This window comes from Puia dinghuensis (assembly GCF_014642875.1).
Taxonomy (GTDB): domain Bacteria; phylum Bacteroidota; class Bacteroidia; order Chitinophagales; family Chitinophagaceae; genus Puia; species Puia dinghuensis.
In genome coordinates this window covers 443,410-468,282 of sequence record NZ_BMJC01000004.1, presented here as the reverse complement: position 1 = coordinate 468,282, position 24,873 = coordinate 443,410, and the positions used below count along the sequence as shown (strand labels likewise).

The window sequence follows — 24,873 nt, the reverse complement described above, 5'->3', positions numbered from 1 at the left end:
TTGTCATACGGTTCGTAATTCAGATTACGGGCCGTATGTTCTTTATTCACCGGACAACAATACGTAAATTGCATACGCTATGAAGATCGTGCCTTCTATATTGATGCTGCTGCTATTCTCAACCGGCTTTGCGCAGGGAAGATTCAGCGTCTCCGTGATCCTCCCCCGGGAAATGATACACCATCAATTGAGCGTGCGCTACGATAACGGAAAACAGGAGGTAGAAAAGCGCTATGCAATATCCGGTAAGCCGGTCAACATGGCCGATCGGTACTTCTCCCGGTATGCAGTTATCACGATAGAGCCCGACACGCTGTTGCCGGGTCTGGCCGGCCACAACACATTTTTTATATCGGGGGAGCCCGCAACCATCGATCTCTCATCAAAAGACAGGAGCAGGCAATGCTTACCCCGCCTGTCACACGCATATAGCGAGGACGTTATGGGCGCGGCCCTGCTAAGGGAATATACAAAACCTGTAGAAAAAGAACTGGCCGATCTGAATAACGAGCCCAACATAAAAGATGATACGCTCTGGGATGAAAAAAATCTTGCATTGAGAAGACGACTTCTGGACAAAGAGCTGGAATTCATCAAGGCAAACACGTCCCGCTATTTTTCTTTCTGGCTTTTCAGGAAAGAAATAGCTCCTAACATGTTTGCGGAACCGGTCGAAACCAAGCGTTTTTATACTTCGGTCTTCTCCCAACAGCAGAGATCATCCGAAGAAGGAAGGGTGATAGAAGACATTCTCCAATCGAGGGTGATCTCGGTATCAGAGAACGTACCTGCACCAAATTTCAAAACCGTTACCGTGGATGGTACGCCGATAGATTTTAAGGGCCGTTCGGAGAATTATTTGCTGATAAATTTCTGGGCCACCTGGTGCGTGCCCTGTGTTGCAGAGCTACCGGCAATTCAAACGATACATAATAAATACCGGGGCAAAGTAAGAGTGATCTCGGTTTCCCTCGATGCCGACAGTATAAAATTCAGGAATTTCATCCGTGATTATCCGATGAATTGGGACAATATCTACCATGACAACGGCCTATCTGCGAAATTCGGGGTTAGATCGGCACTGCCTATGCTTTTTCTGATAGACCCCGCCGGAATGATCATCTATAACAGGCAATCCGGGAAGGAGACTGATTTCTCCCATCTCTCCAGGCTCAATCAGATCTTGGATAACCGTCTGAATAATTGACAATGAGCGCAAGCATCGGAATATTGACGTGCTACCTTGGGCAATGGCCTTGGTATTTTCCTTATTTCCTCCACTCCTGCAGGTTCAATCCCACTATCGATTTTATTCTGATCACGGATAACCAAAGCGCCGGCTACGCCATTCCGGATAACGTACACATTGTTTTTAGTAACCTGGAAGCAATAAGGGCAAATGCCCGGAAAAAGCTCGGCTTTTCCGTAGCGATCGAGGATGCCTACAAGCTCTGTGACTTCAAGCCGGCTTTTGGTCTGCTCTTCTCCGAAGAGCTGCACCACTACGACTTTTGGGGCCATGGGGACATAGACATGATATATGGCGATATCCGGAGTTTTGTTACCGATGAGATCACTGACAATTACGACGTGATAGCCGTCCGAAATGAATATATAACCGGGTTCTTCAGCCTTTTTCGAAACAAGGCACTTTTCAATACCCTATTTCAAAACAGCCGGGATTATCCTGCTGTCCTGCAGACAACCGGCTATTTGGGTTTTGACGAATGCAGCCTGCTCGCCGGTGCATTATCGGCCGGCCATGTGCTTGAAGATCTGCCTGCGGAGATCGACAGCATGACACATATAGTCAAAAGGTTGCATAATGGGGGAGTCATCAGGGCCTATTTTGATCACCATGTAGTGGAAAGCATACCTGGTGATCTGTTATGGGATAACGGTCGTCTTCTTTTCAAGAACGAATACGAAGCGCTTCTCTATCACCTGAACAGCTTTAAGGTCCATTCCTTATTGCAAATCCCGGAATGGCCTGAAGTCCCCGATCGTTTTTTTATCAATGAATTCAGCTTTTCAAAATAGAACAGCAGCCATGTCTATTTCCAACAGATCGATTGCGATCATCACACCTTATTTTGGACAACTGCCATGGTATTTTGCCTATTTTTTGCATACGTGCCGATACAATCCGACCGTAGATTTCATCATCCTTACCGACGACAGCTCATATGATGGCCGGCTTCCCCATAACGTAAAGGTCCACCATACGACCTTCGAGGAAACGAAGGCGCTTATTGGCAAAAAGCTCGACCTGGAAGTAGTCATAGATAACACCTACAAGCTCTGTGACTTTAAGCCGGCTTTCGGGTTGATCTTCTCGGATCATTTGGCAGGGTATGATTTCTGGGGCATGGGAGACATAGACGTCGTGTATGGCAATATCAGGAGTTTCATAACAGACGAGATCCTTCAGGACTATGATGTTATCAGCGTAAGGCATGATTTTCTGGTTGGCTATTTTACCCTCTTCCGGAATTGCAACCAGGTAAATGAGCTGTTCAAGGAGAGCAGGGACTACGAAAAAGTGTTCACAACTGCCGAACATTACTGTTTTGACGAATGCAATTTTGCTTTCTGGAAAATGGATGTCGGTATCACTTTCGAAGACGTCGCCGACCAATGCGAAATAGATAGCATGACACATGTCGTAAAACGTCTTCAGCTACAAAAAAGGCTGAAGGTCTACTTCGATGCACATGCCATCGAAGGCGTTGCCGGAAGCCTGAAATGGGATAGAGGCACGCTGGTGTTCAAACGCCAGTTCGAAGTCATCCTGTATCACATGATCATCCTAAAAAAAATATACTCGAGATCCCCGCCCAGGTCCATACCATCTGCATTCACCATAAGTCCCAGCAGGATCTATCATCGTTAATCTACAGAACATGAGCGAGACCAAACCAGGAAAGATAATAGTATTGATAACTTACTTTGGAGAGTTCCCTTGGTATTTCCCTTATTTTTTGCATTCTTGTCAATTCAATTCCGATGTCGATTTCCTGATCTTCTCCGATGCAAAGACTTCGCTGAAACTTCCACCTAACGTAAGGCAAATAGATATGACGCTGGCGGACGTAAGGCAGCTGGCATGTGCAAAGCTTTCAATGGAGGTGCGGATCGACTATCCATACAAGCTCTGCGACTTCAAGCCGGCCTATGGCCTGATTTTCGAAAATTATACTACGGGGTATGGGTTTTGGGGTCAAAGCGATATCGATATCATCTACGGAAACCTCAGAAGCCTGATCACGGATAATATATTACGATCGCATGACTTTATAAGCGCAAGACACGATTATGCTACAGGATGCTTTACCATAAGCCGCAATAGTCCGTTGATGAACAACTTCTTCAAACGAAGCAAAGACTATGAATATGTGTTTACCTCATCCGAATATCTTGGCTTCGACGAGCTCAATTTCAAGCATTGTGAGCTAAATGAGGGGAAGGATCTGGAAGAGGTAGAGACCGATATCGAATGCTTCACCCACCTGGTAAGAAAGGGAAGCGAATGCGGTGAGATCCGGACGCAATTCGATTTTATAATGCTCGAAGGGATCCCCGGCAAAATAAAATTCGATAAGGGGAGACTCCTTTACAAAAATCAATTCGAGGCTGCATTGTATCATTTGCATTGGCTGAAGAAAACGTATATGCCCAAACCCAAACTTCACGGGATACCGGACACATACTACATAAGTCCGACCCGCATTTATACCAGGAACGATCAAATGCCCTCTTAAGACATGGAACCAAAGAACAAAATTGTCGTCCTCATTTGCTATTATGGTGAATTCCCATGGTACTTTTCTTACTTTCTGCATTCCTGCAAATATAATCCGTCGATAGACTTTCGGATATTTTCAGATATCGCCCATGACTTCGATCTCCCTCCCAACGTAGTCATTATAAAAAAGTCGATCGAAGAATTAAAGGCTTTAGCAAGTAAAAAACTGAATTTCACCGTCAATATCGACCATCCCTATAAACTATGCGATTTCAAGCCTGCCTATGGGCTCATCTTTGAGGACTACACCCACGGATATCAGTTCTGGTGCCAAAGCGATATCGATGTGATATACGGTGACGTCCGAAATTTTATGACGGATGAATTTCTCGATCAATATGACTTTATAAGTCTTCGCCACGACTATACAACGGGCTGTTTTGCACTATACCGGAATACACCCCGGATGAAGCGCCTTTTCATGAAAAGCAAGGACTATGAGACCGTTTTCTCGAGTGAGAAACACTATTGTTTCGACGAATGCAATTTTGTCTGGGATGAACTAACACACAGCGGGAAGACGATCTTCGAGGTCGAAACAGAGATCGAAAGCTTTACCCATATCGTCAAGGCGGCAGAAAGAGACAAGGAAATAAGGGCGCATTTCGACTTTATCCTGCTGGAAGGATTGATCGGCAGGATCCGATTCCACCAGGGTAAGCTGATCTATAAGAAGGTGTTCGAAGGCATCCTCTATCACCTTTATTGGCTTAAAAGAGTATATAACCCCAAAACAGCTCCAAAGTCGATTCCGGATACCTACCTGATCAGTCCCACAAGAATCTATGTAAAATAATGAGAGTGAGAAATTTTCCAATATACAAACAATTGGATGCGATGGATTGTGGCCCCACCTGTCTTCGGATGGTGGCAAAATACTATGGCCGGCCCGTGTCCGCGGATCGTTTAAGAAATACAGCCAATTACGGACGGCTTGGAACATCAATGCTAGGCCTGGCAGATGCTGCGGAAAGCATCGGCTTCAAGAGCGTCGGGGTAAAACTAAGCTTCGACCAATTGATAGATGAAGCCCAGCTGCCCGCCATCCTGCATTGGGACCAATACCACTTCGTCGTTTTGACCCCCGAATCTTCAAGAAGGAAGCTGACCATTGTCGATCCTGCAAAAGGAGTCATTAAATTATCCAAGCCGGAGTTCCTCGAGCATTGGGCCTCTACCAGGGATAGCGAAACGCCAAAAGGAACAGTCCTGTTGCTGGAGCAAGACCCCCTCTTCGTGCCCACGGAGCCGGACACCGGGCCTGCAGAGATGAAAAAAACCATCGGCTGGCAGCAATTACTTGCTTATATACATCAGCACAAATCCTACTTTTTCCAATTATCGCTGGGTTTGCTGCTTGGCAGCCTTCTTCAGCTGGTGTTTCCCTATCTCACTCAGAGTATTGTAGATACCGGCATAAATACACACGATCTCGGGTTTATCGAAATTGTCCTGGCTGCGCAGCTGATGCTATTGTTCTCGCAAACCTTTATCGAATTCATCCGTAACCGCATACTTCTGCATGTAAGCACACGAATAAATATGTCGTTATTGTCCAGTTTCTGGTCGAAGCTGTTACGCCTGCCCATGCAATTTTTCGACACCAGGCACCCCGGAGACATTATACAGCGGGTAGGCGACCACCAGCGCATTGAAAGTTTCCTTACCGGCACCGCGCTAAACACGACATTCTCGATCCTCAGCCTTGGCCTCTTTTCCTGTGTGCTGTTGAATTATAATATCTCCATCTTCCTTTTGTTCATGGGCGGAAGCGTTTTCTATCTGATCTGGATATATTTTTTCTTAAAATATCGCCGGAAGCTGGATTATCAGCGTTTTGCCATCTCCTCCCGTGAGAATAATGCCGTTATGCAAATGATATACGGCATGCAGGAAATAAAAATGAACAATGCGGAAAATACCTATCGATGGGCCTGGGAGGCCCTTCAGGCGGCAATTTTCAAGATCAACTTTAGAAGCCTGACCCTCACACAATACCAGCAAATAGGAGCATTCTTCATAAACCAGGGGAAAAATATCCTGATCACCTATTGTGTCGCAAGACTGGTCATAGATGGGTCACTGACCCTGGGTACGATGCTGGCCATACAATACATCCTGGGGCAGCTGAATGGTCCTGTCGAACAGCTCATCTCCTTCATTCAGCAGGCGCAGGACGCCAAATTGTCGATCGAACGGCTGAATGACATCCATGCCCAGGAAGATGAAGAACCTGCACATAAACATTTCAATCACGATATCCCCGGCGAACATTCTATTCAAATAAAAAACCTCTCCTTTGCTTACCCGGGACCGGACAATGAACCCGTGTTGAAGAGCGTCAGCCTGACCATCCCGCATAATAAAGTAACGGCGATAGTGGGAATGAGCGGTAGCGGAAAGACCACCCTCATAAAGCTGTTGCTTCGCTTCTATGATAGATACCAGGGTGAGATACATATAGGCGGAGCCAACTTCAAGACCATCAGCCCCCGGTACTGGCGCAGTATATGCGGCACCGTGCTTCAGGACAGCTATATATTCAATGACACGATCAGGAATAATATTGCCATCAGCAACGAACGGATCGATGAGCGCCGGTTAATCCGCAGCTGCAAAATAGCCAATATCCTTTCATTCATAGAATCTCTTCCTTTGGGTTTTTATACAAAATTGGGGGCCGAAGGGAGTTCGATGAGTGGTGGCCAAAAACAACGTGTCGCTATAGCAAGAGCGGTTTACAAAGACCCCCAATTCGTGTTCTTTGATGAAGCGACCAATTCATTGGATGCCAATAATGAAAGGGTGATACTCGAGAATCTGCAACAGTTTTTCCAAAACAAAACGGTGGTCGTTGTAGCTCATCGGCTAAGCACCGTTAAAAATGCGGATAAGATCATAGTGCTGGACAACGGCGGGGTCGCCGAAGAAGGAACGCACAATGAGCTCACTCGGCAAAAGGGGAAATATTACGAACTTGTAAAAAACCAATTAGAACTTGGAAACTGAATCCATATTAACCGGCCCGAATGGAGTCCATGCGAACAATACCGCTCCGAAGCTGATCTTTGCGGAACATACCTCCGATGTCGAAGAGATCGTTTCCGGCAAGCCTCCTCATATCGTTCGTTGGGGAACAGTATACTTCGCAATGCTGCTGGCTTTCGTAGTTGCCATTTGCTGGATCATCAGATATCCGGATATTGTGGTTACGTCGGCAAGACTTACGTCTATCAATGCACCAAAGGAGGTACTCACAAGAACATCGGGGAAACTGGTCCGGCTTTTTGCAAAAGAGAACGAATTTGCCAGACAGGGTGCAATCCTTGGTTTTCTGGAAAGCAATGCGAGTTACGATGAGGTAATTGCACTGTCGGCTACTATAGATAGCACACAATCGAGAATGATCCGAAACGATATGCCGCAAGCATTCGCTAATCTCAGCCACTCCTACAAGGGGCTGGGAGAGCTCCAGGAAGCCTATCAGGTATTTCAGCAGGCATATGCGAATTTTCGCAATTATGTTTCCGGCGGTCTCTATCTCCGAAAAAAGGCGATGCTTTTCAAAGACATGTCCCTGTTACTGGAATTACACAAGAACCTGTTGTTGCAGAAGGACCTTTTCCAACAGGATGCCGACCTATCACAAAAAACGCTGGAAGTGAATCAGTCACTGAAAAAAGATACCATCATATCTGAACAGGACTATCGGGTCGAAAAGAGCAAATACATCAATAAACAGCTCGCACTCCCGCAGGTGCTCTCGGGCATTATCAATAACGAAAGCCTGCAAAACGAAAAACAAAAGGAGATAGAAGAATTGGAAAATAGCATTTCTCAGCAGAAGAGCGTATTTATTCAGGCTTTAAATACCTTAAAAAGTCAGGTAGATGACTGGAAGCGAAAATATTTATTGATCTCTCCCATCTCAGGCAAGGTGGCTTTCGCAACCTTCCTGCAGGAGAACCAACAATTACAGATGAATCAGGTAGTCTGCTTTGTCAATCCCGGCAATGCCGAATATTATGCAGAAGTCTATATCCCGCAGGCCAACTTCGGAAAGGTGAGAACCGGGCAGGAAGTACTCTTGAAGTTTGCCTCTTATCCTTTCCCGGAGTATGGCAGCGTGAGAGGTAAGATCGATTTTATATCCAATATCTCCACAGACAGTGGCTATCTGGCAAAAGTAATCTTGCCCAACGGTTTGGTAACCAATTACAGGAGACAGGTTCAATTCAGGCAGGGCCTGCTGGCTCAGGGGGAGATCATCACCCATGATCTGCGGCTGTTAGAGAGATTTTATTACGGTATTGCAAAAGGTCTGAAAAAATGACCCTGGATTAGAATAAGATCCTAAATTTAAAATTTTACCGGACAGCGCCTATTTTGTAGTTTTGCACCGCCCCAAACGGCAGGGCCCTTAGCTCAGTTGGTTAGAGCATCTGACTCATAATCAGAGGGTCGCTGGATCGTGCCCAGCAGGGCCCACCTAAATCCCGGATACTTGGACAGTCCAATTTCCGGGATTTTTTTTAGACCTTTATAAGGCAATGCCTACCAAGAAAAAGATCGACTGGCCGGAAGCCATACGCCCCCTGCTTGGGCAGTACAAGAACAAAAAGCATCCGCTGGAATTCCAGAATGTCTACCAGCTGATCGTAATGGTGGTACTTTCCGCGCGGTCGACCGATGCTTTTGTCAACGGCATTGCGCCAAAGCTGTTCGCCGCCTTCCCGAATGTGGAGTCACTGGCCGCAGTGGAGCCGGAGGCGCTTTTCCCCTATATCGGCACCCTAACCAATTTTGCAAACAAGGCCAAATGGCTGACGGCTATTGCCAGGGAGATAAAGACCGATAAAGATATCCCCCTTTCCATGGAGAAGCTCATTAAACTGCCCGGTATCGGCAGAAAATCCGCCAACGTCGTTCTCCGGGGAGCCGGGGCCCCGCCCGAAGGTGTGATCGTAGATGTTCATGTCCTGCGGGTGGCGCCAAGACTGGGTATCACCAAAGCCACCGATGCGGAAAAGGTCGAAGAACACCTCATGAAAATCCTGCCGCGAGAAGAGTGGGACGCCGGAATGGCGATGTCCTTCCTTGGAAGAGAAGTCTGCACCCCCAAGCCAAAATGCGAATCCTGCCTCATGAACGCCGTATGCCTCTATTACTCCCGCCTTAAGAAATAGATTATATTTGTTTACTTAAACCCCCCAAGCCCCAAAATCATGAAGCAACCTGAACCACATGGATCGGGCAAGGAGCATGTGCCTACCCCAGACATTACCCCCTTACTTAATGTGCTGAGCTATTTTCATCCTTTGACCGCCGAGATGGAAGCCTACCTGAAGAAACATGTTACCGGCCTATCCGTCAGAAAACGGAAACTGCTGCTAAAAGAAGGGGCATTTTGCGAACACATTTATTTTATTGTAAAAGGTGCTGTGCGAGGTTTTACCCGTGAGGGAGCAAGAGATATCACTACCTGGATCGTCGTGGAGAACGAACTAGTCTCCTCGATCCTCAGCCTCGACAACCAGGAGCCTTCCGTCGAAAATATCCAGGTGCTGGAAAACAGCGAACTGCTTGTCATCGCCAATGACGACCTGGAAAAAATGTACCGCGAGCTGCCCGAGTTCAACATCGTGGCCCGGAAATTATTACAGCATTACTATGCCGACGCCGAAAGACGCGCGTTTATCGCCAGGCTGACAAAAGCCGAGAACAAATACCGGCATTTTCTTACGCATCATGAGCCCCTCGTCAATCGTATTCCACTGAAGTATATCGCCTCTTATCTTGGGATGACCCTGGAAACCCTGAGCAGGGTGAGAAAGAAATTCACTTCCAAGGTGTGACTTTCCTGCCGAAGCGGACTATGCGATGTCGAGTCCCAATCGCCGGGAGATGTTCGAGGTGAACCGATTGCCCGGATCGTACTTGCGTTTGATAGCCAGCCATTCTGTATACTGGGGATACATGGCTTTGAAGGTGTTCTCCTGCAACAACGCATCCTTCCCTAAATATAAACGGCCACCCGCCGACAATACCTTTGCATCCAGCTTCGGCGTGAAAGAAAGAAGATTCTTCGTTACCGGGAAATCGATCGCCAGCGTATATCCCTTGAAGGGAAAGGAGAGAATGCCCTGTCCATCGCCCATCCGTTTGAATACATTGAGAAAGGGCGTACAACCGCTGCCAGCGATCATCTCGAGTATCTCGGTAAGATTTTTCTTCCCATTCTCTTCGGGGATGACAAACTGGTATTGGATGAACCCGCGTTTGCCATATCCCTTGTTCCAGTTGTTGATGGCATCCAGCGGAAAGAAGAATTTTTCGTAATGGACAAACTCTTTAGGGGAATTCTGGACAAAGGCGATGACGCGGTTCAGCATCCGCACCGTCAGCCCGTTTAACGCAAAAGATGGGAAAAAGAAAGGCACGGAGAGTTTGCCTGTCGCATGTAGCTTTAAGGGATCGGCCTTTAGTTTCTCCGGGAGATCGTTCAATTTGGCAGCATTGCCCAGGGTAAGGACGCCGCTACCCAATTTGCTCCCCTTGGCAAGCGCATCGATCCAGGCCACGGAATAATTATATTCATGATCGTACCGATCCAGCGCCTCCAGCATGTGATCGAGTCCCTTTATCTTGAGCGATTTTTGCCGGAAATAGGTCGTTTCTATCCTGCGCAGCTTTAGCCGGGCCTTGAGGATCACGCCAAGAAGTCCGAGCCCGCCAAAGTTGGCCCAGAACAGATCGGCATTCTCCGTGCGGGAGGCTTCTACCGTCGTCCCATCGGCCAACAATATAGTAAAGGACAATATGCAGTTGACAAACGATCCGTCGATATGGTGGGCCTTGCCATGGATGTCGTTTGCGATGGCGCCGCCGATGGTCACGAATTTTGTACCGGGGCAGATCATCGGCAGCCATCCCTTTGGTCCAAAGACGGAGATGATCTCTTCCAGGCTTACCCCGGCCTCACATTCCAAAATCCCTTCTTTCTCATCCCAGTTTAAAAAATGGTTAAGCTTTGTGCAGATGGCGACATACTGATTCTCATTGACAGCCTGGTCGCCATAGCTTCTGCCCAGTCCGCGGGCGATGATCTTCCCTTTTTCCAGGTCGGATTTGGCATCTGCTTCACTGCGGGGGGTTAAGGTATATGATTCAGCTACAGGGTAATTGCCCCATCCTGCTAACTTCTCTTTCCGGGCGGACTGCATGCGAGATAATTTGAATTCGCCGTGAAATTAGCTATAGTTGACGAGTTTATCAATACCCGGGTGTTTGGGTAAATGCCGGATTGTTATACGTTTTTGCCAGATCTATCTCCGATTGCGGCACCGGCCACAACGTATCCCGCAGGGGAAAAGTGCGATAGGCGCCGCTTGGGTCTTTTATCGTGGGGATGATCATCCTGTCCAGCCGCCACCGTTTCAGATCGAAATAACGTTGTCCCTCCAACGCCAGCTCGATACGCCGTTCGTGCCGGATGCGCGTGCGCATGGAGTCCTGTGACAGTCCGGCGGGTAAGGGGGGCATGTTGACGCCTGGCCGGCCCCGTACGGTATTCACCGCGGTATAGACGCTGGCCACCGGTCCATTGACTTCGTTCTCCGCCTCCGCATACATCAACAGGACATCGGCATAACGCAGGTAGACCCAATCCTGGTCGCTCTGGGTACCGATGACCGTAGCCCGGGTAGAGTCGACTCCTTTCTTGTTGAGAAAGCCGGCCGAGGCGCCGATCTGTGCGGGGACGAACGGTATCCCTCCTTTGTATAGTACTCCCGGCGTCAGGATGGTAGCCAGCAGCCGGGGATCACGATTAACATACGGTGTGGCGGGCTTGTACAAGGGCGATTTGGTGATAGGTAGTCCGTCGGTACATTCATAGTCGTTGACCAGGTAACTCACCGGCTGAAAGCTGCTGCTATAGGTATAGAGATAGTCGGCGGGGCCGTAGGCATTGGGGATCTGGTAGCGGCCGGAGAACATGATCTCCGGGTTGTTGTTCTGACCCGGCTTCAGGAACAGCCCCCGGTAGCCACCGGTATACAAACTGAACTTCCCTTCAGTCATAATTGTTTGCGCCGTCGCCGCGGCATCCTGCCAGTCCTGCAACGTCAGGTATAGCCTGGTAAGATAACCTAAGACGGTGCCTCGTACCACATGACCCGAATAAGCGGTATTGGGCAGGTTGGCTGCTGCAACGTTCCAATCGCTGAAGATAGAATCGATGACGACGGCTTTTGGTGTCCTCGGCAGCTTGTAACTGGCCGAGTCCTTTCCAAGGGGGCGGAGGGACAGAACTACATCGCCATACAGCTGTTCGAGGAGAAAATAGTAATAGCCCCGGATAAACCGTACTTCCCCAATATACTGGTTCATGGTCGTCGCACTCATAGGTATCTTGCCTATATTGGCTAAAAAGACATTACAATCCTGTATCGCTTTATACGGTGTGTTGTAAGCGTCCGATTGTATTGTTCCGGTGGTGGGTTCGATGTCCCCTGTCGCCACCGTTCCGAAAGCCCCGCTGAAAGCATTGTCGGTGAGTGTCTCCCAGTAAGGGGTACCCGAGCCCCAGCCCTGGCCGGTATTGGTGCTGCTGGTATAGTTATAGCCCTGTATCAGGTAGCTGTAGATGGACGTAAGCGCCTGGTCGGCATCGGCCTGGGTCTTCCAGAAGTCGGCCGAAGAAAGCTGGTCGGTTGGATTCTTGTCAAGGAAGCTCTTGCTGCACGCACCGAACAGGAGTGCGGCTGCCAGTGAGAACAGGATGGGTTTTATAGATACTCGTTGCATGTGATCGATGTTTTACGATTTAAAAAACGGCTTTTACCCCAAAAGAGAACACCTGGTTTTGCGGGTGTACGACAAAGCGTACATTACCGTTGCCCTCCGCCCGTTCGGGATCGAGACCCGGGAATTTGGTGAAGGTGACGAGGTTGTCGGCCGCGAAATAGACGCGCAGACTGCTCATGGCGACATGTTTTGCCATAGCCGCCGGCAGGGTATACCCGAGCTGCACGTTCTTGATGCGGAGGAAAGAAGCGTCTTTTAAATAATAGGTGGATGGAGTGGTGATATTGGCGCTGGCATTTCCCTGACCGGTAATATAGATCAGTGGTGTCGTGGTGCTGTGATTGGTTGGGGTCCAGGAATTGAGATAGTTACCGGGAGGCGGCGAACCCTGGTCAAAGGGTTGTATTCCCCAACCGCCGACGTATTGTTTCTGGCCATACGAACCGTAAAGGAAGACGGTGAGATCGAGATTTTTCCACGAAGCGCCGGCGTTGAAGGCATATTCAAATTTCGGGAAGACCCCGGATACGATGACCCGGTCGTTGGCATTGATGGTGTCGTTGCCGTCGACATCCCTGAATTTCAAATACCCCGGTTGCGGACTATATGGCTGAACAGGCGACCGCGCTATCTCATCGTAGGACTGGAAAATGCCGATCCACTGGTACATATAGTAGCTGCCAAAAGGATAGCCTTCGATATTGATGGTGTTGTTAGCCGTAATTTGCGGCGCCCCGAATTTTACCAGGGTATTCTTGTTTGCCTGGAAGTTGCCGCCTACCGAATAGCGAACAGGGCCGATATGATCGGAGTATTGCGCCGTGACCTCGAATCCCGTATTCCGCATCCTGCCGTTGTTGATCGTCGGCGCGCCAAGCCCGATATATGCCGGGATCTGTGGTTTGTACAGGATGTCATACGTGAGCTTGTTATAATAGTCGATAGACAGGCTTAACTTATTGAATACGGTGATATCGGTACCGACGTCGACGATGCGGGTCGTCTCCCATTTGATCTTCGGGTCGGAAAGGGAATTCTGGGCCACACCCGAATTCAAATTGCTCCCCGAGAAAGAGTAGGCGTAGGAGGTATTGCCATTATAGGCATTGGCGCTGGTATAGAGGTCCTGGTAGGGATAGTTGGAGATGTTTTGATTACCGAGTCTTCCCCAGGAGCCCCGGAGTTTCAGGCTGGTGAGCCAGGAAACGGTTGACAGGAAGCCCTCTTTGGATAAGACCCAGCCTGCCGATACAGAGGGAAAGAGACCCCAGCGGTTGCCCGGCGGGAAGCGGGAAGAGGCGTCATATCGTGCATTGGCTTCCAGCAGGTATTTCTCCTGGTAGTCATAGTTGAGCCGTCCGTAATACGACCGCAGGGACCATTCCGCCGAAGTACCGGAAGCCAATTGGGAACCTACCGGACCCGCATTCAGCTCCTGTGTGATATTGTTGGAAAAAGGGGTGTTGCGGCTGCCGGCAAGGGATTGCGTTTTGTTGTACTCGGCCTGGGTACCGCCCAGCAATTTGAGATTATGTGAGCCAAAACTGCGGGTATATGTGAGTTGCGTATAGCCTACGGGGTAGACAGTGGTATTGTTTGTCTCGATGAGCCCCTGGCCATTGACATCCAGGGTGCGTTCGGGCGCATCGTTGGGACCGGCGAACCAGTTGTATTGATTGATCACCGGTTTGAAATCATAGATATTCTCGTATTCGAAGTTGAACCCGCCGCTGGTCTTCCATTCGAGCCCCTTGATGATCCTGACATTCAGGAAGAGACTGCCCTGGGCATAATAGTCTTTGTCGTTGACGAGCGCGTTCTGGGCGATGGCGATGGGGTTTTTGTTGGGTGTCTGTACGCTTGGGAATACGGAGTTGACATACCGGCCGCTGCCATCCGGGAGTATCGGGCCATACATGGGGGATTGGGAGAGATCGGAGAGAAACTGATCCTGGCTTCCTCGTGAAGCATAACGGCGTTGACTATAGTTGAGGGTGAGGCTGGAGCCGAAGGTGATATTATCGGTGATCTTCGTGTTGAGGTTCAACTGCAGGTTATATTTTTTAAACGAGAACCCCAGCATGATATCGGGCTGATCAACGTAACCAAGGCCAATGTTATAGGTCGTGCCATTACGTCCGCCGGTGAAGCCCAGGTGATGGTTCTGCACGATGACGGTGCGCATGATCTCATGAAGCCAGTTGTAATCGGGATAGAGATGTTTGTCCCTATTGGGGCTGCTGTACAGGTTGATCTGCGCCTGGGTAAACTGGTTGGGATAACCCGAATGGACGGCCGCCGAATCCCATAATACCATGTACTGTGCTGAGTTGTAGATCAGGTTGTCGGGCAGGGCCGTCGGCCGGGTGATGCCGATATTATAGTCATAGCTCAGCTGCAGTCGCCCGCCGGTGCCTTGTTTTGTCGTCACCAGGATGACGCCGTTGGCGGCGCGGGTGCCATAGATGGCTGCGGAGGCCGCATCCTTTAACATGGTCACCGATTCGATGTTCTGCGGGTCCAGGTTTGTCAGGCTGCCCGGTAGGCCATCTACGATGACAAGGGGGTTGCTGCCGGCCGAACTGTTGGTGCCCAGGCCTCTGATGCGCAATACCAGCCCTTCATTGCCGGCTTCACCGGACCCCTGCACGACCGAGAGACCGGGAAGCTTGCCTTGAAGCAGCTGAGTGGGGTCGGTAGCGATGCGCTTGTTCATCTCATTGCCGGTGACGGCGACGACGGCCCCGGTGAGGTCAGCCCGCTTTTGGGTACCGTATCCCACCACCACTACGTCATTTAGTTCGGCGGCTTTTTGAACGAGCACAATGACGAAGCTGGTACGGCCACCGATCTTTTCTTCCAAGCCAAGATAGCCAACGACCGAAATGGATAGGACACCCTCGGGTGGGGCCTGGATGGAGAAATCCCCTGCCTCATCTGTCACCGTACTGACGGTCGTACCTTTCAGGGTGACGGTCGCCCCGGCTAGTGCCTCGCCTTTCTCGTTGCGTATTTTGCCTTTTACGGTTATAGGCTGGGCGGATAGCGTAAGGCGGAGGAAAAGAAGAAGAAGGAGAATGCAACTATTTGGTGAAAGGGTATAGGCATGAAGGTTCTTTTTCATAATGCAGCAATTAGTACCGGCAAGTAAGTACTATTTTCAGCGGTGGGATTCCGCGGGATTGTCAAATTAGTATCTCCATTTGGCGTAATTGCTTATTTTTAATCAGCAGAAGCTGATCCCTCAGATGATTAAATCAACAGCGGTAAAAAAAACACTTACGGTTATCTTTTGGCTGGTGATTATTATCTGCCTGCTTCCCTTCCTCCTTCTTCCTTTCCTCAGCAACATGGCAGGGGATGATTTCAATTTTTATAATTTATACAGGGCTCATGGCTTTTGGGAGAGCCAGGGTTTTATCTATCGTCACTGGGCGGGCCGTTATACCACCACTTTTCTAAATGGCGCCTGTTTGAGCCTCGATCTGCTGCGGCATTACTACTGGTTGCCATGCCTGCTCCTTTTTGCATCCACCTGGTGGGCCATTTTCTTTTTGCTGTCGACTCTCCATGCCCTGGTGCCCGGCCGGCCTTTCTCGCGCAACCATCTTGTGGGTCTGAGTTTTCTTTTCTTTATCCTTTTCCTTTATGTGCAAGCGGATATCGCAACGGGTTTTTACTGGTTCAGCAGCGCTATCGTCTATCAGCCTTCCTTTATTCTTTCGTTGGTATTTGCAGGCTGCCTCGTAAGACGGTTGGAGGTCGCCGGGACCGCTCCCGGTCGCGATATCGTTCTTCTCCTGCTGATCGTGCTGATCATCGGGTGCAATGAAATGGCAGCCGTATTCCTGCTTTTTTTCCTTATTGCGCTTATCGGACTTTATTATTATAGTGGCCTGCCAGTGCCGGGTTATTGCTGGCTTTACCTTGGTGTGGCGATAGGCATGTGTGTGCTCATCGTATTTACCTCGGGGGTTATCCTTGAGCGTCGCCAAATGATGAACACCGGTTCTGGCGCTGTCGCCATCCTATCCGCCACCTTTTTTCAGCTGATATCCGTGCTTTTCGCCGTTTTCAAGGAGCCGCTCTTCTGGTTCGCCTGCGCCGCTGTCTTCCTTTTTGGGGTATATCTCTCGCCATTGGCTGGTTTGCGCCAGAAAAAAACATTTCTTTCGGGGCTGATCCTGCTCCTGTTGCTGGTCTTCCTTTCTTTGTTAACAGTACTCATCGGATCGCGCGGCTCCCTCCCACCCCGGGCGTTAAACAACCTCACCGGTTGGTTTACCGGCGGAGCGCTGCTATTGGTTTTTCTGGCAGGTCTCCGCAAAGAAGCCGGAGCATCGATCTTCGGCGCCTTAAGGCTGTCACCGGTGTTGTTGACGGGGATGCTGGCCGTTCTGTTGCTGGCCAGTGTCAACTATAGAGATGCCTGGAAAACAGTCCTTTCCGGCTATTTTTACCATGCCGTCCAGGTGGATCGCGACCGGCAGTTGACCCTTGCCGGCCATCGGCGGGCGGGCGTAGCCGTTGTTGCATCGTATGAAGACGCCGTGGAAGCCAGTGTCCGCCAGGTATTTCCCCATGGGGTATTTGAGACCGTCCACACCCTCCTGGTGCAAAAGCCACCCCTCCTCTATTACTATGATGGCGCCGCATCGCAGGACCATGCCTATCGCCTCTATTATGGTCTTGATTCCATCGCAATCGCGCCTCCGGGGAAAGTTCGATGAAAAGTAATATCTTGCGCCCTATTAAAAATCAGGTTGGAAGAGGGTTCTTTAACCTTTTATTAACCCCAAGGAGAATACATTTGTAACCATCCAAAAGACGTCACCTCAAGTGAAATTATGAAGAAGTATTTCGTAACTGCGTTGGTTCTTTTCGCCACCACTACTGCTATTTTCGCTCAAAAAAGGCATAAAACTCCCCCCAATCAGCCAATTGCCAAAGACTCCGCCGCCCTCGTCAATAAAGCCCTCCAGGCTTCCGGCGCAAACAACCCGGAACCTGCCAAGCCTAAAAAGATATGGGATCTGAGCAAGCGGTCGGCCGATCATTTTATGTTCGAGCTGGGTTATGACAACTGGGCCGGTACACCGGACAGTATCCACATTCAGGGGTTCAATCGCAGTGCGAATTTTTATGTTATGTTCGATTTCCCGTTTAAAACCGACCAGCGCCTGAGTATTGGCGTCGGGTTGGGCATCGGGAGCAGCAATATCTTCTTCCACCAGCAGGAGGTGCTGGTCGCGGCCTATTCGAATCAGTCCCTGGCTTTTCCTGACGAGTCCACCACCAACCACTACAAAAAATTCAAACTGGTCACCACCTACCTGGAAGCCCCGGTGGAGTTGCGTTTTGCTCTCGACCCCGAGCATATGGATCAGAGCTGGAAGTTTGCTATCGGGACCAAGATCGGGCTGATGCTGAGCGCTTATACCAAGGCGAAGGATCTGCTGAACCCTGCCGGTGGCACCATTGCCAACTATATTCAGAAGGAAAGCTCCACGCAGTTCTTCAATACCCCGAAACTGGCCGGAACGGTCCGGGTGAGCAAGGGGGTGATCGGTGTCTTTGGACAGTTTCAGGCCAATGCCCTGATCAAATCCAGCGCCGGGCCCTCGGTTTTTCCCTATTCCTTTGGTATCGTAGTGAGCGGGTTGTAATGCCGGATTTTTCTATGACCCTCACCGATCAAGTCTTACCTTTGCCGTCCTAATCGCTATAGTTTGATAGATAAGAAAAATAGTATCCAGAAAGCGGAAAGAGCGGTGTTGGTGGGGTTGGTTCACAAGACACAGACGGAAGAACAGGCCCGGGAATACCTGGACGAGCTGGCATTCCTGGCGGAGACGGCCGGGGCAGTCGCGCTCAAGCGTTTTACGCAGAAACTGCTCCATCCGGACAGCAAGACATTTGTTGGGAAGGGGAAATTGGAGGAGATCAAGACGTATATCACTCTCAAGGATATCCAGGTCGTGATCTTCGATGATGAGCTTTCGGGGTCGCAGATCTCCAACATTGAAAAAATATTGGATACGAAGACCATCGACCGCTCAGACCTTATCTTGGACATCTTTGCCAGCCGCGCCAAGACGGCGCAGGCCAAGCTACAGGTAGAACTCGCTCAATATCAATACATTTTGCCAAGGTTGCGTGGTATGTGGAAGCACCTTGAACGCCTTGGGGGCGGCATCGGCACCCGGGGCCCGGGGGAAACGGAAATCGAGACCGATCGCCGGATCGTAAAAGACAAAATTTCCTTGTTACGCCGCCGCCTGCAGGAGATAGATAAGCAGGCGTTTACCCAGCGTAAAGACCGGGGAGAGTTTATCCGGGTGGCGCTGGTGGGGTACACCAATGTCGGCAAGTCGACCCTGATGAACCTGCTGAGCAAGAGCGATGTCTTTGCCGAGAACAAGCTTTTCGCCACCCTTGACACCACGACCAGGAAGGTCGTCTTTGAGAATACCCCTTTTTTGCTGAGTGATACGGTCGGATTTATCCGCAAGCTGCCGCACCACCTGGTGGAGAGCTTTAAAAGCACACTTGATGAGGTGCGGGAGGCCGATATTCTTTTGCATGTCGTCGATGTCTCCCATTCGGGTTATGAAGAGCAGCTGGGGGTAGTCAACAAGACCCTGCAGGAGCTGAGCGCCTTTGACAAACCCATACTTGTCATTTTTAATAAGATAGACCGCTATGAGGCCAATACTTTCGACCCCTGGCTGGAAGAGGGGGTCAAGCAGGAGATCATGGGTGAGCTGAAAGAGCGGTGGGACCGCGAAACACACGGCAATTGCGTCTTTGTCTCCGCCACCGAGCGCAGGAATATCGACGAGCTGCGGCGGACGATACTGGACAAGGTGAAAGAGCTTTATAAGATACGCTATCCCTACAAAAGTGAACATTTCTATTGATGGGCCTTAAGAAATACAAATGGCATAAGATCGCCGGTGAGGCGGCCGATATCCAATGGACCAAAGGCGATGTCGCCGAAGTACAAGTCAATGGCAAGACCCTGTGTCTTGGGCGATTTAATGAGGAATGGTATGGTTTTGCGCTTCTCTGCCCCCATGCAGGTGCGCCGCTGACGATGGGGTATATCGATGGCGCCTGCCATGTCGTCTGCCCGGTACATTCTTTGAAGTTCAACCTTAAGACGGGTCGGGACACCAATGATGAAGGCTATAAGTTAAAGACCTATCCGGTGGAGGTGAGGGCGGATGGGGTTTATGTGGGGTTTGAGGAAGGTGGGTTATTTAAGTGGCTTTGATGCGGAGCCAGCGGCGCCGCCTCCTATAGTGGCAGCGTCGAGGAGCCAAAAAAGGCCGATAATTTTTTCTTTTTCAAATTTTTAAAAGCGGATTTTTCCCTATTTTTGCAACCCCTTTTAGGGTTATTCCTCCTTAGCTCAGTTGGTTAGAGCATCTGACTGTTAATCAGAGGGTCGCTGGTTCAAGTCCAGCAGGGGGAGCAAGCTTTAAAACCTGGCATTGCTGCCAGGTTTTTGTTTTATAGAATAAAGGTTAATCTGAGTTTTCAACATCCACCCTTGCTGCGTATGGCATAGATCACGTTGCCTGAAACAAATAAATTGAAGACCTTATTTTGTACAGAAGGAAGTGATAATTTCCATGTTTTTCCCTTGTCTGATGATCTGAAAAGGCCGTAAGGATAAGCACAAAAGAAGTTTTCACCAACCTGGATAATTGAAGCTATGAAGGCTTGTACACGAGGGCGATCATCCCAGGTCCGCCATATTGAATCAATAACAACTTTGTCCTGAAGGCTGGCTTCAATGGGCTGCCAGGTTTTACCGCCGTCGAAGGATGTCCTTAACCTGCCGGTATTCGGCGAAAGCCACTCTGTACTAGAAGTGATAGCAACGAATCCACCTCTGATCTGTTTTACATCGAAAGCCGCACCGCCCTCCCTGTCCACCACCGCCCAGTTTTCGCCATTATCGGCCGATCTTATTATACTTCTCGTGCTGATCGCCACCAGTACGCCATTCGACTCTGCCAAATTCCCTACCAAGCCTCCGGCATAGACCAGTTCCCAGGTTTTTCCATCGTTAGTAGTTTTAAAAAGGCCTCTGTCGGTGCCGATGAAAATTGCACCTCCGGCAGTCTCAAAAGCGCGCATTCGTGTCCCCTGAAAATTTCCGGATATCGTCGACCATACGCTCGTTCCGTCTCTTTTTCTCAAGTTTATACCCCAGTAATTATTGTAGACAAATATCCCGGACTTACCGGGGGCAATGCTGCTATGTTCGTCGGGGGAAATCTCTTTGGTCCAAAAAGGAGCTGTGGCATTTGGTGTACTGTGATAGAGTCCGTTTCCAACCCTTAAGAACAGCCCTTTATCATTTGCAAAGAAGCTCTTTCCCCGGATACTATCTTTCCGCAGATTTTCCGGGAGCCCATTGCCGATGTCCTGCCAGGTTTGGCCGCCATCTGTAGATTTAAAAACGGTGTTTACAAGCCCTGATTCATTTCTAATTCCTTTGGCCGCATCCTTTTTTTTTAGCACAAAAGCATTTAATAGAAATAATACCAGGAGGATAGCCGGGACAAACACAAATAATTTTTTCATTTTTTTAAATTTAAAGTAAAACACATTGATTAATAATTAGCGGAAAGTAGCAGGCAGGGCAGTACAACAAACCTATCCGTTATTCTGTCGGTACAGCATGAAAGAGTGTAAAAAAGCTGTAAAACAATGTAAATCCTGTTTAAAATCGATTTACATTGGTGGTCCATGCTTAATTTTATCCATATGAAGCAATATACCTTTCTCGTTGTCCTTTCAGTATTCATGGTAGTGGTTGCTATAGCTTTTGTAAAAAAGGATAATGAGCGCCCTGATAAACACCTGGAAATTGTGCTTCGTACTATCGGGCACCAGGTGTTGCTTCATTCCAACGATTCGACATCCCGGGTATTGCCGATTAAAACGATCAATGAAAACACCTTTCGCATTTCCTTTGAAAACAGTTTCGGATTCACTCCCGATACGTTAATGAGCATTGTGCATCAGCAACTTGCAAAAACGGACAGGCCGGGAGATTATACGGTGAGTGTAAATGAGTGCGATCAAAACCAGACCATTTTTGCCTATGAAGTAAATAGAACCCATGGCAATTTGAAACCCTGCCGGGGACGCGTACAGAAAAAAGGCTGCTATGTAATTGAGATTTCGTTCCTCGCAAAAAAAACATTCCCCTATGTCTGGCTTTTGCTCGCCTTTGTCCCGGTAGCCTTGGCAGCATTTTTTTTCGCTCGCAAACGCACTGGAATTTCAGCATCCCAGGAACTTATAGAGGAAAAGGTTGATGAGTCGCTATCAAGTGAATCCGAAACCGTTCCGACTATAGCTGATTATAAAAAGCTTGGGAATTTTACATTCTTCGAATCAAAAGGAATTCTTTGCCTTCATGACGAAACCATTGAGCTATCCGATAAAGAAGTGAAAGCACTGCGCCTACTTGCGTCAAACCAGAACCAGGTAGTTGAGAGGGACCTGCTGATGAAAGAAATCTGGGAGGATGACGGTGTTTTTGTGATCACCCGTAATGTGGACGTTTTGATATCCAAACTCCGGAAGAAATTAAGCGCTGATCCGTCTGTTAAGATTGTAAATGTGCATGGTAAAGGATACAAAATGATTGCGTAAGGCGGGTTTTTGTTAAAAAATGAAGGATTTCATCATTCCGATTTCAAACTTTTCGTCGGATTTTTCATAGCCGCTTTCAACGACTCATAGCTCACCGTCAGCCACGCCACCACCAGGGCTGCCAATGCCACCAGGGGGAGGATCCACCAGTTCACCCGGATATGATAGGCATACCCTTCTAAAAAGCGATTGATCGCCACTACCGCCAGCGGAATGGCAATCACTATACTCACCAGCACCAGCCGTGTGAAGCCGGTCGATAATAAATACACGATATTGAAGACGGACGCACCCAGTACCTTGCGCACCCCGATCTCGCGGGTCCGTTCCTGCGCCAGATAGGCAGACAACCCATACAATCCGAGACAGGAGATCAGCAACGCCAGCCCCGCAAACAAATTAAAAATGCCGCTCATCTGTCTTTCCCCTTTATACAGGTTGGCGAGGTCCTGGTCAAGGAAATTATACGTGAAAGGAAATGAAGGGTTTAACTTCCGGCTTATCGCCTCCATTGCCCCGATTGTCGCCTCTGTCCGACCCTCCGGCGCCCTCACGACTACATTTCCGCCATACCGGTTAATCTTCAGCACCAACGGCTCGATGGCCTGCTGAATGGGCTTGAAATTAAAATCCTGTACCACCCCGATGACCTTGCCATCCTGACCATTCCAGGAGAGCGGTTGTCCAACTACGTTATTCAACGTCATCCCCATCGTCCTCATCATTGTCTCGTTGACGATGAAATTATTGCTGTCGGTTTTGAAGGCAGTGGAAAAGCCCCTCCCGGCCAGGATCCTCATCCGGAAGACGTCGATGAAACTCTCCGACACGTTCATACCCGGGATCACGATCTGCGTGTTCGGGTCCTTCCCCGGCCATTTTCCATCTACATTGCCGGATATCAGGTTGACCGGCAGCTCACCGACGATGGTATAATTGCTCGTCAGGGGATTCCGGCTCAGCTCGTCGCGTAGCGCAACCTGTCTGCCCCAGATCTCACCTGTCATCGGCATGTATAACAAATTAGCTTTTGTGAAACCCGGGTTGCGGTGTTGGATAAACTTCAGCTGGTTGTAGACAACGACAGTCCCGGTGAGCAGGACAATCGATAGCACAAACTGCGTGATCACCAGCCCATTTCTAAAAGCGAGATTGCCGCCCATAGATTTTAGTCGCCCCTTTAACACCTTCACCGGCTGAAAACCGCTGAGGTACAGGGCAGGATAACTTCCCGCCAATAATCCCGTCAGCGCCGCAACCCCAATCAGGCTTAGCCAAAACTTCCCGTCTGAAAAATGCAGGTGCAGCTCTTTTTCGGCCAGGATATTAAAGGCCGGAAGGCTCAGGCTGACGATGACTATCGCCAGCACCAGCGCCAAAAAAGAGATCAGCAATGATTCGCCCAGGAACTGCCCGATGAGCTGTCCCCTCACCGCACCTACCACCTTGCGCAGCCCCACTTCTTTTGCCCGTCGTGCGCTTCGCGCCGTAGCAAGGTTCATAAAATTGATACAGGCGACGAGGAGGATAAAAACAGCCACGATAAAAAAGATGCTTACATATTGGCTATTCCCATGACCAGGCAAGTCTACCTGGAGACCGTCCGAATGCAAATGGATGCTTGTCAGCGGCTGCAAAAAGAAATCAGCTTTTAGCTTATCCCGGGGAATATGCCGCTGATAGATTTGTGTCATCTTCCGGTCAAAAGCGTCCAGGTTGGGCCTACCCGGAACGAAATTTTTGTCCAGCTGTACATAGCTATAGAAATTGAATTTATCCCAGACGCTATTTTTTAATTCATCAACCGTCCGGGCGACGGCCGACATCGGCAGGATATAGTCGAATTGCAGGCTGGAAGTGGCAGGAATATTGGCCAGTACCCCTGTAACTTTTACCAGTTCCCCATTATCTTTCTTCAACGTCTTGCCAAGCGCATTCGAATGGCCAAAATATCGACTGGCCATCTCTTCGGTGATCAGTATCCCATCCGGACGTTGCAGGGCTGTGCGCCGGTCGCCTTTTATCAGTGGAAATGAAAAAATATCCAACAGGGTACTATCGGCATAAAACCCTTTTTTCTCCACGAACTGTATGTCCCCCTTTTCAAACAGGGTTTCTACCGGATGGGACACGCGAACTGTATTGCGGATCTCCGGCATCGCAGCCTGTAATCCAGCCGGCATTCCCGCGGGATTTGTCGCTGCTTTGAACTGATCGCTGGCCACCACCGTGATCCGGTAGATCTGATCCGCATTGGCATTGAACCGGTCGTAGCTCAATTCGTTTTGGACCCATAACAGGATGAGAATGCTCGCCGCCATGCCGATGGCGAGACCCGATATGTTGAGAAAGGAATATGTCGGGTGACGGCTGAGATTCCTGATGGCAATTTTTAGATAGTTCTTTAGCATGATCGATAGTGCACCAAAAAAGTACCAACTTCTAAACGAACCAAAAAGCGCCAATTATATATTAAACAATAATACAACTGTCCGTTTACGATACGGCGTGTGTCTGGTTCCGACCTTCCGCCGGGTGGGCACGCGCCAAAATAATCCAAATAAAATGTCGGGAAACGTTAA

At 49.2% G+C, this 24,873-nt stretch carries 19 protein-coding genes and 2 tRNA genes; 16 read left to right on the top strand and 5 right to left on the bottom strand.

Translation table 11 applies throughout. The features are described from left to right. The first annotated feature begins 79 nt into the window (after positions 1–79). The 10 genes from IEY39_RS19820 to IEY39_RS19775 all read left to right on the top strand — a co-directional run bounded on the left by IEY39_RS19820 (position 80) and on the right by IEY39_RS19775 (position 9,660). Positions 80–1,207, top strand: coding sequence for a TlpA family protein disulfide reductase (locus IEY39_RS19820; protein ID WP_188934828.1), 1,128 nt, complete (start codon positions 80–82; stop codon positions 1,205–1,207). A 2-nt stretch (positions 1,208–1,209) separates the two neighbouring features. Further along, positions 1,210–2,040 (top strand): DUF6625 family protein, encoded by an 831-nt coding sequence (locus IEY39_RS19815; RefSeq protein WP_188934826.1) that lies wholly within the window; start codon positions 1,210–1,212, stop codon positions 2,038–2,040. 10 nt (positions 2,041–2,050) lie between these two features. After that, a complete protein-coding gene (locus IEY39_RS19810) occupies positions 2,051–2,893 on the top strand; it encodes a DUF6625 family protein (RefSeq protein ID WP_188934824.1) in 843 nt (280 codons plus the stop codon). Positions 2,894–2,903: 10 nt separating this feature from the next. Then, positions 2,904–3,761 (top strand): DUF6625 family protein, encoded by an 858-nt coding sequence (locus IEY39_RS19805; RefSeq protein WP_188934822.1) that lies wholly within the window; start codon positions 2,904–2,906, stop codon positions 3,759–3,761. Positions 3,762–3,764: 3 nt separating this feature from the next. Beyond that, positions 3,765–4,601, top strand: a complete 837-nt coding sequence (locus tag IEY39_RS19800) for a DUF6625 family protein (RefSeq protein ID WP_188934820.1) — start codon at positions 3,765–3,767, stop codon at positions 4,599–4,601. 5 nt (positions 4,602–4,606) lie between these two features. Continuing rightward, positions 4,607–6,814, top strand: a complete 2,208-nt coding sequence (locus IEY39_RS19795; RefSeq protein ID WP_229688999.1) for a peptidase domain-containing ABC transporter — start codon at positions 4,607–4,609, stop codon at positions 6,812–6,814. Next, entirely contained in the window at positions 6,804–8,138 is a 1,335-nt protein-coding gene (locus IEY39_RS19790) for an HlyD family secretion protein (RefSeq protein ID WP_188934816.1), read from the top strand. The genes IEY39_RS19795 and IEY39_RS19790 overlap by 11 nt, the downstream gene beginning before the upstream one ends. A gap of 81 nt (positions 8,139–8,219) precedes the next feature. Then, positions 8,220–8,293: transfer RNA gene (locus tag IEY39_RS19785), tRNA-Ile, on the top strand. Positions 8,294–8,355: 62 nt separating this feature from the next. After that, on the top strand, positions 8,356–8,991 hold the full coding sequence (locus IEY39_RS19780) for an endonuclease III domain-containing protein (protein WP_188934814.1): 636 nt from the start codon (positions 8,356–8,358) through the stop codon (positions 8,989–8,991). 39 nt (positions 8,992–9,030) lie between these two features. Then, positions 9,031–9,660: a Crp/Fnr family transcriptional regulator gene (locus IEY39_RS19775; protein ID WP_188934812.1), complete on the top strand. Its 630-nt coding sequence runs from the start codon at positions 9,031–9,033 to the stop codon at positions 9,658–9,660. Between the two features lie 18 nt (positions 9,661–9,678). On the opposite strand, the gene IEY39_RS19770 is transcribed toward IEY39_RS19775, so the two are convergent. Genes IEY39_RS19770 through IEY39_RS19760 form a run of 3 tightly spaced genes read right to left on the bottom strand, consistent with a single transcriptional unit; the run spans position 9,679 to position 15,737 of the window. Then, complete coding sequence (locus tag IEY39_RS19770) at positions 9,679–11,028, bottom strand: FAD-binding oxidoreductase (RefSeq protein WP_188934810.1); 1,350 nt, start codon at positions 11,026–11,028, stop codon at positions 9,679–9,681. A gap of 49 nt (positions 11,029–11,077) precedes the next feature. Next, entirely contained in the window at positions 11,078–12,613 is a 1,536-nt protein-coding gene (locus tag IEY39_RS19765) for a RagB/SusD family nutrient uptake outer membrane protein (RefSeq protein ID WP_188934808.1), read from the bottom strand. A 19-nt stretch (positions 12,614–12,632) separates the two neighbouring features. Continuing rightward, positions 12,633–15,737: a SusC/RagA family TonB-linked outer membrane protein gene (locus IEY39_RS19760; RefSeq protein ID WP_188934806.1), complete on the bottom strand. Its 3,105-nt coding sequence runs from the start codon at positions 15,735–15,737 to the stop codon at positions 12,633–12,635. Positions 15,738–15,912: 175 nt separating this feature from the next. Between IEY39_RS19760 and IEY39_RS19755 the strand changes: the two genes are divergently transcribed. The 5 genes from IEY39_RS19755 (at position 15,913) to IEY39_RS19735 (ending at position 20,090) form a co-directional block, all read left to right on the top strand. Continuing rightward, positions 15,913–17,343 (top strand): hypothetical protein, encoded by a 1,431-nt coding sequence (locus IEY39_RS19755; protein ID WP_188934804.1) that lies wholly within the window; start codon positions 15,913–15,915, stop codon positions 17,341–17,343. A 117-nt stretch (positions 17,344–17,460) separates the two neighbouring features. Then, a complete protein-coding gene (locus IEY39_RS19750) occupies positions 17,461–18,279 on the top strand; it encodes an outer membrane beta-barrel protein (RefSeq protein ID WP_188934803.1) in 819 nt (272 codons plus the stop codon). Positions 18,280–18,342: 63 nt separating this feature from the next. After that, the gene (gene hflX, locus IEY39_RS19745; RefSeq protein ID WP_188934800.1) at positions 18,343–19,533 is read left to right on the top strand and encodes a GTPase HflX; all 1,191 of its coding nucleotides are present in this window, start codon (positions 18,343–18,345) and stop codon (positions 19,531–19,533) included. After that, positions 19,533–19,889, top strand: coding sequence for a Rieske (2Fe-2S) protein (locus IEY39_RS19740; protein ID WP_188934798.1), 357 nt, complete (start codon positions 19,533–19,535; stop codon positions 19,887–19,889). The genes hflX and IEY39_RS19740 overlap by 1 nt, the downstream gene beginning before the upstream one ends. Before the next feature lie 127 nt (positions 19,890–20,016). Next, a tRNA-Asn gene (locus IEY39_RS19735) sits at positions 20,017–20,090 on the top strand. 65 nt (positions 20,091–20,155) lie between these two features. On the opposite strand, the gene IEY39_RS19730 is transcribed toward IEY39_RS19735, so the two are convergent. After that, on the bottom strand, positions 20,156–21,211 hold the full coding sequence (locus IEY39_RS19730) for a WD40/YVTN/BNR-like repeat-containing protein (protein WP_188934796.1): 1,056 nt from the start codon (positions 21,209–21,211) through the stop codon (positions 20,156–20,158). 183 nt (positions 21,212–21,394) lie between these two features. Between IEY39_RS19730 and IEY39_RS19725 the strand changes: the two genes are divergently transcribed. Further along, positions 21,395–22,291, top strand: coding sequence for a winged helix-turn-helix domain-containing protein (locus IEY39_RS19725; protein WP_188934794.1), 897 nt, complete (start codon positions 21,395–21,397; stop codon positions 22,289–22,291). Positions 22,292–22,323: 32 nt separating this feature from the next. Here IEY39_RS19725 and IEY39_RS19720 read toward each other — a convergent pair whose 3' ends face one another. Next, complete coding sequence (locus IEY39_RS19720) at positions 22,324–24,702, bottom strand: ABC transporter permease (protein WP_188934792.1); 2,379 nt, start codon at positions 24,700–24,702, stop codon at positions 22,324–22,326. Positions 24,703–24,873 lie beyond the last annotated feature (171 nt).

Excerpts from the sequence above, each read along its gene's own strand:
- IEY39_RS19820 (WP_188934828.1), top strand. The coding sequence starts at position 80 with ATGAAGATCGTGCCTTCTATATTGATGCTGCTGCTATTCTCAACCGGC.
- IEY39_RS19815 (WP_188934826.1), top strand. The coding sequence starts at position 1,210 with ATGAGCGCAAGCATCGGAATATTGACGTGCTACCTTGGGCAATGGCCT.
- IEY39_RS19810 (WP_188934824.1), top strand. The coding sequence starts at position 2,051 with ATGTCTATTTCCAACAGATCGATTGCGATCATCACACCTTATTTTGGA.
- IEY39_RS19805 (WP_188934822.1), top strand. The coding sequence starts at position 2,904 with ATGAGCGAGACCAAACCAGGAAAGATAATAGTATTGATAACTTACTTT.
- IEY39_RS19800 (WP_188934820.1), top strand. The coding sequence starts at position 3,765 with ATGGAACCAAAGAACAAAATTGTCGTCCTCATTTGCTATTATGGTGAA.
- IEY39_RS19780 (WP_188934814.1), top strand. The coding sequence starts at position 8,356 with ATGCCTACCAAGAAAAAGATCGACTGGCCGGAAGCCATACGCCCCCTG.
- IEY39_RS19775 (WP_188934812.1), top strand. The coding sequence starts at position 9,031 with ATGAAGCAACCTGAACCACATGGATCGGGCAAGGAGCATGTGCCTACC.
- IEY39_RS19770 (WP_188934810.1), bottom strand. The coding sequence starts at position 11,028 with ATGCAGTCCGCCCGGAAAGAGAAGTTAGCAGGATGGGGCAATTACCCT.
- IEY39_RS19765 (WP_188934808.1), bottom strand. The coding sequence starts at position 12,613 with ATGCAACGAGTATCTATAAAACCCATCCTGTTCTCACTGGCAGCCGCA.
- IEY39_RS19760 (WP_188934806.1), bottom strand. The coding sequence starts at position 15,737 with ATGAAAAAGAACCTTCATGCCTATACCCTTTCACCAAATAGTTGCATT.
- IEY39_RS19750 (WP_188934803.1), top strand. The coding sequence starts at position 17,461 with ATGAAGAAGTATTTCGTAACTGCGTTGGTTCTTTTCGCCACCACTACT.
- IEY39_RS19740 (WP_188934798.1), top strand. The coding sequence starts at position 19,533 with ATGGGCCTTAAGAAATACAAATGGCATAAGATCGCCGGTGAGGCGGCC.
- IEY39_RS19730 (WP_188934796.1), bottom strand. The coding sequence starts at position 21,211 with ATGAAAAAATTATTTGTGTTTGTCCCGGCTATCCTCCTGGTATTATTT.
- IEY39_RS19725 (WP_188934794.1), top strand. The coding sequence starts at position 21,395 with ATGAAGCAATATACCTTTCTCGTTGTCCTTTCAGTATTCATGGTAGTG.
- IEY39_RS19720 (WP_188934792.1), bottom strand. The coding sequence starts at position 24,702 with ATGCTAAAGAACTATCTAAAAATTGCCATCAGGAATCTCAGCCGTCAC.